General features: G+C 50.3%; 9 protein-coding genes. 4 read left to right on the forward strand and 5 right to left on the reverse strand.

Annotated elements, in window-relative coordinates; genetic code table 11:
• Positions 1–278 precede the first annotated feature (278 nt).
• From ACFSW5_RS12165 to gmd, 5 genes are all read right to left on the reverse strand, one after another.
• Positions 279–1,235, reverse strand: a complete 957-nt coding sequence (locus ACFSW5_RS12165; RefSeq protein ID WP_379273258.1) for a GDP-mannose 4,6-dehydratase — start codon at positions 1,233–1,235, stop codon at positions 279–281.
• A 201-nt stretch (positions 1,236–1,436) separates the two neighbouring features.
• Positions 1,437–3,203 carry an NTTRR-F1 domain gene (locus tag ACFSW5_RS12170; RefSeq protein ID WP_379273260.1) on the reverse strand — a complete coding sequence of 589 codons (1,767 nt, stop codon included), beginning with the start codon at positions 3,201–3,203 and terminating at the stop codon, positions 1,437–1,439.
• A gap of 176 nt (positions 3,204–3,379) precedes the next feature.
• Entirely contained in the window at positions 3,380–4,399 is a 1,020-nt protein-coding gene (locus ACFSW5_RS12175; protein WP_379273262.1) for a mannose-1-phosphate guanylyltransferase, read from the reverse strand.
• A 17-nt stretch (positions 4,400–4,416) separates the two neighbouring features.
• Positions 4,417–5,493 (reverse strand): glycosyltransferase, encoded by a 1,077-nt coding sequence (locus ACFSW5_RS12180; protein WP_379273264.1) that lies wholly within the window; start codon positions 5,491–5,493, stop codon positions 4,417–4,419.
• 59 nt (positions 5,494–5,552) lie between these two features.
• Entirely contained in the window at positions 5,553–6,671 is a 1,119-nt protein-coding gene (gene gmd / locus ACFSW5_RS12185) for a GDP-mannose 4,6-dehydratase (RefSeq protein ID WP_379273266.1), read from the reverse strand.
• 195 nt (positions 6,672–6,866) lie between these two features.
• On the opposite strand from gmd, the gene ACFSW5_RS12190 reads away from it, so the two are divergent.
• The 4 genes from ACFSW5_RS12190 (at position 6,867) to ACFSW5_RS12205 (ending at position 12,154) form a co-directional block, all read left to right on the forward strand.
• Positions 6,867–7,631 carry a hypothetical protein gene (locus ACFSW5_RS12190; protein ID WP_379273268.1) on the forward strand — a complete coding sequence of 255 codons (765 nt, stop codon included), beginning with the start codon at positions 6,867–6,869 and terminating at the stop codon, positions 7,629–7,631.
• Between the two features lie 20 nt (positions 7,632–7,651).
• Positions 7,652–8,734 (forward strand): glycosyltransferase family 4 protein, encoded by a 1,083-nt coding sequence (locus tag ACFSW5_RS12195; protein WP_379273270.1) that lies wholly within the window; start codon positions 7,652–7,654, stop codon positions 8,732–8,734.
• A gap of 16 nt (positions 8,735–8,750) precedes the next feature.
• Positions 8,751–9,932 carry a DegT/DnrJ/EryC1/StrS family aminotransferase gene (locus ACFSW5_RS12200; protein ID WP_379273274.1) on the forward strand — a complete coding sequence of 394 codons (1,182 nt, stop codon included), beginning with the start codon at positions 8,751–8,753 and terminating at the stop codon, positions 9,930–9,932.
• Positions 9,933–10,285: 353 nt separating this feature from the next.
• On the forward strand, positions 10,286–12,154 hold the full coding sequence (locus tag ACFSW5_RS12205) for a glycosyltransferase (protein WP_379273882.1): 1,869 nt from the start codon (positions 10,286–10,288) through the stop codon (positions 12,152–12,154).
• The last annotated feature ends 53 nt before the right edge of the window (positions 12,155–12,207 follow it).

Genomic DNA, 12,207 nt, shown 5'->3' on the forward strand with positions numbered 1-12,207 from the left:
ACGGAGGACGCCTAATTTTCGTCCATAGTCAAACGATTCCATTAAAGGAAATCGGCGCAACTAACGATGCGCTTACCGCTTAATCGCGGCCAACTCGTGCCTCCGCTGGCATTATCCAGATCAGGTCCCCGGTCGAAAACGGATCAGTTTTCCTCTCAGCTCAGTTCCCCAAGCTCCCGTCAAAACTATTCGATTGTATAGTGAAAATATACATATATTCGATGATGTTGTCAAACTCCCCGGCGGATGTCCCTTCAAGACATAGAAGATTCCAAGCTTTAAGAAGTGATCTTGGCACGCCAGTAATTCAGCAAGTCCGCCATCGTCTGCTCTATTGCAATTTCCGGTTTCCAGCCCGTTTTCGAATGAAGCTTGGAGTAATCGCCCGATACTTCAGCCGAATCGGCAGGACGCAAACGCGATGCTTCCACCTGAATATCGATATCGCTGTCCGTTAAAGACAAAAGTATGCCTAACACTTCCCGAATGGACATGGATCGTCCGGACGCTACGTTATAAGCTTCTCCGGAATCGCAACATTCAAGCGCAAGGCGGTATGCCCTAGCCACATCCCGCACGTCGAGAAAATCCCGCTTGGCTTCCAGGTTGCCGACATACAGCACCGGCGCTTTCAGTCCCGATTCAATCTCGGCAATCTGCTTGGCAAAGCTCGATGTAACGAAGTTTTCGCCTCGCCTTGGTCCAGTGTGGTGGAAAGCGCGGACGGTTACGATTTGCAGGCCATATGATTTATAATATTGGTAGCCTATATGCTCCTGCGTAATTTTGCTGATTGCATAAGGGTTTAAAGGGCGGAAGGGATTCGTCTCTTTGACGGGCAGCTCATCCGGTTTCACATAGCCGTATTGCTCGCTGGATCCGGCGATTAAGATTTTGCAATCGGCACGATAAGTCCGAACCGCTTCCAGTAAATGAGTCTGACAGGCAAAATTATTGTAAAGCGTCTCGATGGAATGCTGCCATGATGACGGAACATCGCTTTGCGCGGCAAGATGAAAAATATAATCCGGTTTTGCCTCGCGAATCGCGTTATTTACGGCTGCCTTATCTCTCAAATCGCATGCATGCAGACGAATGTAAGGAAGAAGATGGCGAATATGATCTTCCTTGCTCGTATTGCGAACCGTTCCAGATACCTCCATGCCATAAGCAAGCAAGTGCTCCGCTAGGAAACTGCCTGCAAATCCTGCAATTCCTGTAATGAAGGCCTTCACTTCTGCACTCCTCTCTTGTTATGTCCCGTCCTAATGACAAGTTGGCCTGCACCCGCGGGATTGTTTGAAGCCAACCCCTTCACTCCATCGTTCCAGAGACTGCACCCTGCAGTTAATCAAAAAAAAAACCTTCCCTTACAAAACTGAGTCATAAGGAGAAGGATTCTGTCACGAAGACAAGGCTATACTCGGCATGAGTGATTACGGTGATGGGCTCCGCACGCCGCTAAAGTTTGTAAGCGACGGATCGATACTAATCGTTACCGTGCCGGCATCAGGCTGCAGGAACACACTTGCTTGCTGACCGGCAGATAGGAATTGGGTGCTTGTTATCGTGCCGCTGAAAGGAAGACCCACATTCGAAGGACGTGTAATCGTCACTAAGGAAGATTGCGGACCGATAATGCCCAAGAACACAAGAGATGTGTTAGGTGTAGCAAACATTGTAACATCGGCTGTGAACGTGTAGATACCCGCTTGAGTTGCAACGAAAGTAGAAGTCGCCGTATTAAATTCATTGTTTAAATCAAATTGTTTGGCCCCGAAATTAACCAGGAATGGACCCGAAACCGTAAAAGCTTGAACCGTAGTAGCTATCGCTCTAAAAGCAGACTCCGGCTCGCTCGCTCCCGTTGCGCCGGTCGCCCCGACAGCACCTGTCGCTCCTGTCGCTCCTGCAGCTCCGGTTGCTCCTGTCGCTCCCGTTGCACCGGTTACACCTGTTACGCCAGTCGCTCCCGTTGCGCCTGTTTCTCCTGCACCGGTCGCCCCTGTCGCTCCCGTTGCTCCGGTTGCACCTGTTGCGCCTGTCGCTCCCGTTGCGCCTGTTTCTCCTGCACCGGTCGCTCCTGTCGCTCCTGTCGCTCCTGTCGCACCGGTCGCTCCCGTTGCTCCCGTCTCGCCGGTTGCACCTGTTCCGCCTGTCGCGCCGGTATCGCCCGTCGCTCCTGTCGCACCGGTTGCTCCCGTTGCACCCGTCTCGCCGGTCGCACCTGTTCCGCCTGTCGCGCCGGTATCGCCCGTCGCTCCTGTCGCGCCGGTTGCCCCCGTTGCTCCCGTCTCGCCGGTTGCACCCGTTCCACCTGTCGCGCCGGTATCGCCCGTCGCTCCTGTCGCGCCGGTTGCCCCCGTTGCTCCCGTCTCGCCGGTTGCCCCCGTTCCGCCTGTCGCGCCGGTATCGCCCGTCGCTCCTGTCGCGCCGGTTGCCCCCGTTGCTCCCGTCTCGCCGGTTGCACCCGTTCCGCCTGTCGCGCCGGTATCGCCCGTCGCTCCTGTCGCGCCGGTTGCCCCCGTTGCTCCCGTCTCGCCGGTTGCACCCGTTCCGCCTGTCGCGCCGGTATCGCCGGTTGCACCTGTTCCGCCAGTCGCCCCAGTCGCTCCTGTCTCACCAGTCGCACCTGTCGCTCCCGTTGCACCCGTTGCACCGGTCGCTCCTGTCTCCCCAGTCGCACCTGTTGCTCCCGTCTCGCCGGTCGCTCCCGTTGCTCCTGTCTCACCGAGTGACTGCAGTAAGGCTACGTCGTCGACAAATACCTGGTCCGTTCCCGTACCGTCGGTAATGATTGTTACGGTAGCCGTTGCCGCACCCACGGGAACCGTAGTATTCGCATAAATTTCAAGCCATTCATCGGTAGTCACATCCGGTAATCCGGTAGCCGGAACAGATACCGGCGTGTCCGAACCGACCGGATTGCCGTCGCTATCGAGATATTGGATGGTTGCGGTTACGGCGGGACTTGCCGCTCCGGTGGCAGCGGACAGCGCAACAAAGAATTCATAGGATTGTCCCGGCGTTACGGCTACACCGGCTTGGCTGATGCTTGAGCTGGGACTCAGCTCGGCACTATTGGTACCGTTATGGCTAACAGTCGTATTAACGACTGCGGTTCCCGTCGGGACAGTCCATGGCGCAAGCGAAGTTGGAGAGTCTTCAAAGCTGCCGTTTACAATAAGATCAATAATTGCCATTCGTCTCACCTCATTCTGAAAAAATGTTATTGCTATTTTCAAAGAGTTGAAGAATAACAACACTCTACTGTTTATGTGGAATCTATTAAATTTGCAACGGCCATCGCCATTAAATTCCGCAAAAACGATGAACATGCCCTGCCGCAGCGGATGCAGCCAGGTCTGCTCCGACAAATTCACTCCAGAAACGGCTTAATCCGCTGTTCCTCCGATTTTTTGCAGATGAGAAGCCCCTCCGAGGTGGATACGACAATTAAATCCTTCACCCCGATGACAATCGTTTTTTTGCTATCGGACATAATTATGCTGTTATCTACATTCGCATAGTGAATGTTTCCGGATAATAAATTCCCTTCAGCGCTCAAATCAAAAATGCGCTCCAGCGATGTCCATACCCCAACATCGTCCCATATAAACCGTACCGGAATCATATACATCCGGTCGACTTTCTCCATGATGGCATAATCGATCGAGATCCGATCCAGCTTTCTATATAAAGAATCCCATTCGCCGTCATCGCACTCGGCGATTTTCCATATTTCCGGCCGATGCATTTTCATATAATGCGCGATGGTGGAAGGTTTCCATACGAATATCCCGCTGTTCCAATAAACGCCTTGCGAAAGAAGCAGCCGTTCCGCTTTATCTTTGTCCGGTTTTTCAATGAACGACCGAACCCGTTTAACGGCAAAGCCCTCTCCTTCGACCCGGTCCGGGGCATCCGCCACTTCAATGTAACCGTACCCGGTTTCGGCCCGGGTCGGAACGATGCCAAGCGTAACGACGGCTGCGTCCTGACGGGCGACCGCTTCCGCAGCAAGCATCGCTTTGGCGAACAGAGCCGGATTGTCGACATATTGATCCGAGGGCGCCGTAATAATGACCTCATCTTCATTTCTCCGCAAAAAATAACGTGCCGCAAGAGCTATGCACGGCGCCGTGTCGCGTTGAGCAGGTTCCAAAATGATCTGCTCGCTGCCAACCTCCGGCAGTTGTTCTTTAACCATATCGGCGTAGTCGACGCCGACGACGAAATAAATATCTTCCTTGGCCAAAAAATGACGGAAGCGGCCGTAGGTTTGTTGCAGCATCGTTTCCTTTTCGGAAGTAAGCGTCAAGAACTGCTTCGGTTTCGCCGGCGTGCTTTTCGGCCAGAAACGCGTCCCTTTGCCTCCCGCCATAATTACGGCTTTCATACGACCACCTCAAGCCTTTAGACTTTTTCCATCCGCTTTTTAAAGTAATCCTCGTTGAACAATACGCTGGGGTGCGTCGGATTAAGCTCGCGCGCCTTGACATGATGCTGAAACGCCTTATCGTATTGTCCTAAGCGGTCGTAGCAGAGGCACAATTGAATGTGCGGAATCCAGGTAGAGTCCGCCTTGTTCGTCAGAGCCATCGGACTGGACGGCTTCTCGGCATGAAGCGCTTGGTTGTACCAATAGACGGCAATCTCATACTTCTGTTCTTCTACAAAATACTCGCCCATCGCGCAGCAAAGCTCGGCACGCGGCTTATCGTAAGACAAAGTGCGGGCCAGGGCGGCGAATCTGTTCGATCTATCCCCCAAATAGCGATAACAATCCGCTGTTCGAAGGCAAGCCAGTATATTATCTTCCACCCATCCTTGCTGTCCATCCAAAAATTTTCCATACCATTCAATAGCTTTTATATATTGACCATGCGTTCTTAGCTCGTTGGCATAATAAAACTGGTCTCGCGGCGAAAATTCTTCCCCCGCCTTCAGTCTGTTCGTATAAATGCGTAAATTGCGGTCGGTAAACACTTTATTTTTGGAATGAGTAACGGCGGCGTCCGCGTGAAAATATGGACCATGGCAAACCAACAATTCATGTACCGGGCCAACCCATTGAAAGTTTTGATCTCTCTTGACGATCCGGTTGCGCCGGAGACTGTATGTGACTTGACCTTTTGCGTCAAACGCCAGATTGTACGGCATCGTGACGCTGTTAATATTTTCGGGAAGCGTCTTCTTCAGCTCCAATAAGAGCAAACGGTCTTTCTCCCCGATAATGTCGTCCGCGTCCAGCCACATAATATAGTCCTTCGTTGCTTTGCTGAACGAGAAATTACGCGCCGCCGCAAAATGGTCGATCCATTCGAAATCATAGACGACCGCGCCGAAGGAGGAAGCGATTTCTTTTGTTTTATCCGTCGATCCCGTATCCACGATGATAATTTCGTCGGCAATTCCTTCCACCGCAGAAAGACAGCGGCCGAGCACTTCCTCTTCATTGCGCACGATCATACAAAGGCTAATCGTTATCATTATTCCGCACCTCGCTTCTGCATGGCATATTCGGGCTATCGAACCGCACGTCGCTTAAGCTACTCGTTTGGATCCAGATAAGCCTCATAACCCAACTTTCGCAAATCGACGATTTTCCGGGCTTCCTTCAAATCTTCGGCAACCATCTCTTTAACCAATTCCTGCAGGCTGCAAGACGGCTTCCAGCCGAGCTCCGAATTGGCCTTCGCCGGATCTCCGAGCAGCAAATCGACTTCGGACGGACGGTAATACTTCGGGTTGACCGCTACCGCTTTATAGCCCGCCGGAAGCACGTATTCCGGGTTGCGGCAGCTAACGACATACCCGTATTCGTCAAGCCCTTCGCCCTCAAACGCCAGTTCTATTCCAACTTCCGAGAAGGCAAGCCGCACGAACTCCCGGACCGCCGTCGTCTGACCGGATGCGATCACGTAATCTTTTGGTTCGCTCTGCTGCAAGATTCTCCACATCGCGTCAACATAATCCCGGGCATGTCCCCAATCGCGCTTCGCCGACAAATTCCCGAGCTCAAGCGTTTGTTGCAAGCCTAATGCGATTCGGGAAACCGCTCTGGTAATCTTTCTGGTCACGAACGTTTCGCCGCGCAGCGGACTTTCATGGTTGAATAAAATGCCGTTGCAGGCGTATAAGCCGTAAGCTTCCCGGTAATTGACCGTGATCCAGTAAGCGTACAGCTTCGCAACCGCATAAGGGCTTCTGGGGTAAAAGGGCGTTTTCTCGTTTTGCGGCACAGCCTGGACGAGACCGTACAGCTCGGAGGTCGAAGCCTGATAAATTCTGGTCTTGTCCGTTAATCCCAGCGTCCGTACGGCTTCCAGCATTCGCAACGTGCCGATGCCGTCCGCATTTGCCGTATATTCAGGAGTGTCGAAACTAACGTGAACATGGCTCATCGCCGCTAAATTATAAATCTCGTCCGGTTTGATCTCGTTGATTAAGCGAACAAGGTTAGTGGAATCGGTCAGATCGCCGTAATGCAGCCGCAATTTTCCGCCTTCCCGATTCGCCTTGTCGACGAGCTTGTCGATACGTCCTGAATTGGAAAGAGAGCTGCGGCGCCGAAGACCGTGAACCACGTACCCTTTCGCCAGCAGCAATTCAGCAAGATAGGCGCCGTCTTGCCCCGTTATCCCTGTAATGAAAGCGACCTTGCTCATGGTTTCCTCCAATTACTCTCATATTCGGCAAACGGCCGTTGCAACAAGGTATGAGTATAGGAATTGAAAGGTTTAAGGTAGATGACCATTTCTTGTAAATTAGGAGGGTGTCTTGCATGGCAATATCGCCATCACACAGTCTCTCGACAGCACATACTATGAACGAAATAGAAAGAAGGGATGTGCAATTCTGTTTTGATTCCTACTGAATATGTCACGATAGCTATTCTTGCGAAACAGAAAGGGCATGTACTTCCGTATTACCTCCAGTTGATCGAAAACCAAACTTATCCGTCCTCTCTTATAAAGCTGTACATTCGTACGAACAACAATACGGATAACACGAAGGAAATACTGGAGCGGTGGATTGAGAGAGTTAAAGACAAATATTCGGAAATTTACTATGATTCAACCGATGTCGCGGAGCCTGTGCAAAATTACAATCCGCATGAATGGAACGCGATTAAACTGCAGGTGCTGACGCGCCTGCGCCAAAGATCAGTCGAATGGGCGCTCGAACGGGGTACTCATTATTTTGTTGTCGACTGCGACAACTTCATCGTGCCGGAAACCCTTGAAGCTTTGATCCGAACCGGCCTGCCGGTCGTCGGGCCTTTGCTGCGCAACGGGGACAGTCCGACTAGCATGTACTCCAACTATCATTTTTCGGTAGACGATAACGGCTACTATAAACATTCCCATTTGTATCCCGAAATTCTATACGGATCGATTAGAGGCTTGATTGAAGTGGCGGTCATTCATTGCACGTACCTGGTACGGCACGAAGTATTGGATAAGGTAAGCTATATCGATAATAGCGGGCGATACGATTACGTCATCTTTAGCGATACGCTTCGCAAAGCAGGCATCCCGCAGTATATCGACAATCGCCGCGAATACGGTAAACTGACATTTTGCGATTCGGAGGAAGCCCTTAAATCGAGCAACATTACAATATAGGCATAGAGAGAGGTTTGAATTTGGACGTTCTATTAGAAGGATTGTTCTATAACGGTTACGGTTTTGCGGAGGATAACCGATTTTTGCTGCAAGCGCTGGACAGCGCCGGATATCGCGTGCGAATTTTGCCCCGCGATCCCGGGGCTAAATATTCGGCTCTTCATTTGGATGAGATTAGGTATATCGAGTCGTTTGAGCATACGGAGCTTCATAATAACGATATCTACATTTGCAATATTATGGGGTCGAATCTAACGAGGCGCCCCGATTTTCGCGTGAACATCGCCAGAACGGGCTTCGAAACGGACCGGATACCTTCCTTTTGGATTCCGAATTTGAATGCTTTCGATGAAGTTTGGGTTTTCTCGCAATTTAACCAAGCGACCTTCTCCGCCTCGGGAGTCACATCCCCGATCAAAGTCATCCCGAGCTACTCAGCCTGGGCGGAAGCGGACATGGAGGACAGCTTGTTCCGTGTGCCTTTTGACGACAAGTTCCTGTTCTTGTCCGTGTTCGATTGGTCCGACCGCAAAGGTTACGATCTTCTGATTAACGCTTATTTGGAAGAATTCGCAAGAACGGACAATGTGGCGTTAATCATCAAAACAACCGCCGGAAACGACGACAAAATAAACGAAGTGAGTCTTCTCGCCAGCGGTAACAAGGAAGCTCCTGAAATATTCATCATGAATAAAATGCTTCCGACGAACGACTTGATTAAGCTTTATCGGCTTTGTAACGCTTTTGTGCTGCCGACCCGAGGCGAAGGCTGGGGGCGTCCGATCATGGAGGCGATGATTGTAGGCATGCCGGTCATCGCAACGAACTGGAGCGGACCTACAGATTTTATGAACGAAGATAATGCTTTTCCTGTCAAGGTCGACAAGCTGACGGAGATCCGCAATCATCCGATTCCGCTGTTCAATGGACATCGTTGGGCGGAGCCCTCCCTGAACGATCTGAAGCGGCAAATGAGGTACGTATACGAAAATCCGAACGAAGCGAAACAAAAAGGAATTCAGGCAAGGTCGGATATTTTGGGGCGTTACGGAAAAACACAAATGATTAAGCTGATCAAGAGTGAAATCGAGAAATTCACATAATGAGGAGTTAATCAGGATGAAGCGGCATATCCCGTTAGGGTACATGAACATTAGCGACAACGCTAAAAAATATGTAATGAGCGCATTGGACGACAATCGATTGTCCTACGGCAAGTATACTCAAGCTTTCGAGAAGCGGTTTGCCGAGCGGCATGGACGCCATACTTCCGTTTTTACCGCAAGCGGGACATGCGCCCTGCAAATCGCTCTTGCAGCTTTAATCGAAAAGCATGGCTATAAAGCGGGCGACGAAGTGCTCGTCCCCGCCATCACTTTCGTCGCCACTTCCAATATAGTATTGCAGTTAAATCTGAAGCCTGTGTTCGTCGATGTTGATCCGCTGACCTACAATATAAACCCCTCCGAAATCGAAAAGCATATTACCCCTCGGACGAAAGCCATCATTCCGGTTCATATGTTCGGTTTGCCGTGCGATATGGACCCGATTATGGAGATTGCCCGAAAGCATAACCTTCAAGTCATCGAGGATTCGTGCGAAACGATGTTCGTCAAGTACAAAGGCCGTTCCGTAGGCACGTTTGGCGATTATGCCTGTTTTTCCACTTATGTCGCCCATCTCCTTATTACCGGGGTTGGAGGCATCGTGACGATGAAGGACGAAAGCGATGAGCGGATGCTTCGTTCGATTATGCAGCATGGCCGGGATACGATCTATTTAAATATCGACGATGACGACCAATATGAGGAAGAATTCATTCAGTCCCTGGTGCAAAGAAGATTTTCGTTTGTACGTATGGGCTACTCTTATCGCATTACGGAACTCGAAGGCGCGCTTGGGCTGGCGGCGTTGGAAGAAACGGACAGCATGATGGCGAGCCGAAAAAAAATAGCCGAAGCTTATACCTCTTACTTATCCGAATTTCAAGATGTCATTCAGCTGCCCCATACGCCGAATGGATGCGAGCATGCCTTTATGATGTATCCCCTGCTCCTGAAAAAAGGAAATAGAGATGAATATGCTTTATATCTGGAAAAAAACGGCGTAGAAACCCGATACATGATGCCGCTTCTGAATCAACCGTACTATATAAAGTTATTCGGCAATTTGGAGGATCAATATCCGGTTGCCGGAACGATTAACCGGAACGGGCTGTATATCCCTTGTCATCAGGGAATGGACGAAGACGATGTGAAACACGTCTATGAATTGACCAAAACCTACTTTAAAGGAGTATGAACAATGTGAGCAAGCCTTCGGGAATTGTTTGGGTGGGCCCTGTCCGAGATATTGGCGGCTACGGCAACGTCTCGAGAAACTTTTTGCGATGCTTGGATCTGTTGAACATTCCCGTACATGTCGTTCCGATCGGAAACTGGGATCAAGAAATCGGAGACGACGAAATCAACTTTATGGACAGCCTTCATCAACCGCTCGAACGGTTAGGCGAACAGCCCTATTTGATTATTCACGCGACTCCGGACTCCTTCCCCTACGATTATATTCATGGGCTTCCGTTCAAGAAAAAAATCGGGGTAACGATATTCGAGACCGACCGTCTTCCCGACAAATGGGTGGCGTGGTGCAACGATATGGACGAAATATGGCTTCCGTCCAAATTTAATCTTGAAACGTTCAGCCGAAGCGGAGTTGATCCGGATAAGCTTCGGCTTGTTCCTTATCCGATTCAAATTGAGAAATATTCGAAAACTTCGGAGCCGTTCGTATTTAATCGAGAAACGAAAAAATTCAAGTTTTTATACAACTGCGCATTTAGTTTCAGGAAGGGAATCGATCTGCTCGTCCAATCGTATTGCATGGAGTTTTCGGATCGGGAGGATGTCTCGCTCATTCTGAAGATGTATGTTCCGCCTGGCGCCGGACAATTGGATGTGCAAGCTTTAATCCGTTCCTACATCCCGCATAAGCCCGATAATCCGCATATCGATTTGCTCTTGCAGAAGATCCCTAGCGATACTCTTTATTCCTTATATCAAAGCTGCGATTGCTACGTTTCGACTGACCGGGCTAACGGCTGGGGAATGCCGTGCATGGAGATGATGGCGATGGGAAAGCCCGCGATCACCATCGATTGGAGCGGTTCGACACAGTTTATGCATGAGACCAACTCTTTCCTGATTAAACCGGAAGACGAGCTTGAGGATGTTGACGAGAAGCTGCAGCATACTCAAGCTTATTTATATAAAGGTCATAAATGGGCCAAGGTGACTGTGGACAGCGTTCGAAAAACGCTGCGCGAAGCGTTCGAGAATGAATCGAAGCGCAATGCCGTTGCCAAACAGGCTAAGCTGGATATGGCCGCTCACTATTCCGTCCCTGCTATTGCAAAGATCATTTCGGCTGTACTTGACGCCGATACGGAAACCGATAACGCCTCTAAAGGCAGTTGTACGCTCTTATGGCAAGGGCCTCAAGCCGAAATTCACAGTCTGTCCAAAGTGAATCGAAATATATGCAAGCAGCTGAGACGACGAGCGTCAATAAACCTTTATACAGGAGAATTCCAGCCGGTTCATCCAAAAAAACTGCACGCCGATGTCGCCGTTTGCCATCAATGGCCGCCAAGCTTCACCGTTCCTCTGAGCAAACATTGGGTATTAATGCAGCCGTGGGAATTCGGAGCGCTTCCGATGAAGTGGTACGCTCCGATGAAGTATTGGGTGGATCAGGTTTGGGTTTATAGCCGGTATAACAAGGAATGTTATGTCCGTTCCGGTATTGATGAAAATAAAATCAAGGTTATCCCGCTTGGAGTGGATGAAGCCGTATACCACCCTCATGTAGAGACTATGGAGCTTAAGGCTCAAGCCTCCTTCCGCTTTTTATTTGTGGGCGGTACGATATGGCGTAAAGGAGTAGACATTCTTCTTGACGCCTATACTCAGGAATTTAACGAGGATGAAGATGTCTGCCTTGTCATCAAGGACTTTGGCACCTCTTCGTTTTATGCAGGCAGAACGAACGGCGCGACGATTGCCGACGCAAGCTCCCGGCATCATCAGCCTAAAATCCATTATCTAGACCAGGAGTATTCCGAGCATGAACTGGCAAGCCTGTATAAAGCTTGCGATTGTTTGGTTCATCCGTATCGCGGAGAAGGCTTTGGCCTGCCGATTATTGAAGCTATGGCATGCGGGACACCGGTTATAGTTCCCGACAAAGGTCCGACCCGCGACTTTTGCGATGAAGAGTCGGCATTTCTTATTCCAAGCAGAGAAATAACCGCCCGCCAAAACGCAATAGGAGACATTCCGATTGTGGCGGATCCCTGGTGGTTGGAGGTCGACCGAACGGAACTGCGGAGACTGATGCGCTACGCATATGAGAACCGGTCGGAAACGAAAGAAAAAGGACGGAGTGCCAGTCTCAAAATACGTTCGGCATTTACCTGGAAGCACACGGCGGATGCCGTTCAAGCAGCTATACAGGAGCTCCTTTAACCGAACGATCATATTTTGCTCAAATAAAGAGCCGTTCGCAGGCCGGCAGGACT

This window comes from Paenibacillus thailandensis, assembly GCF_042685365.1.
Lineage (GTDB): Bacteria > Bacillota > Bacilli > Paenibacillales > Paenibacillaceae > Paenibacillus_AP > Paenibacillus_AP thailandensis.

Bases quoted from the DNA above. Each gene is read 5' to 3' on its own strand.
- ACFSW5_RS12205 (WP_379273882.1), top strand. From the start codon at position 10,286: ATGGACGAAATATGGCTTCCGTCCAAATTTAATCTTGAAACGTTCAGC.
- ACFSW5_RS12180 (WP_379273264.1), bottom strand. From the start codon at position 5,493: ATGATAACGATTAGCCTTTGTATGATCGTGCGCAATGAAGAGGAAGTG.
- ACFSW5_RS12200 (WP_379273274.1), top strand. From the start codon at position 8,751: ATGAAGCGGCATATCCCGTTAGGGTACATGAACATTAGCGACAACGCT.
- ACFSW5_RS12175 (WP_379273262.1), bottom strand. From the start codon at position 4,399: ATGAAAGCCGTAATTATGGCGGGAGGCAAAGGGACGCGTTTCTGGCCG.
- gmd (WP_379273266.1), bottom strand. From the start codon at position 6,671: ATGAGCAAGGTCGCTTTCATTACAGGGATAACGGGGCAAGACGGCGCC.
- ACFSW5_RS12170 (WP_379273260.1), bottom strand. From the start codon at position 3,203: ATGGCAATTATTGATCTTATTGTAAACGGCAGCTTTGAAGACTCTCCA.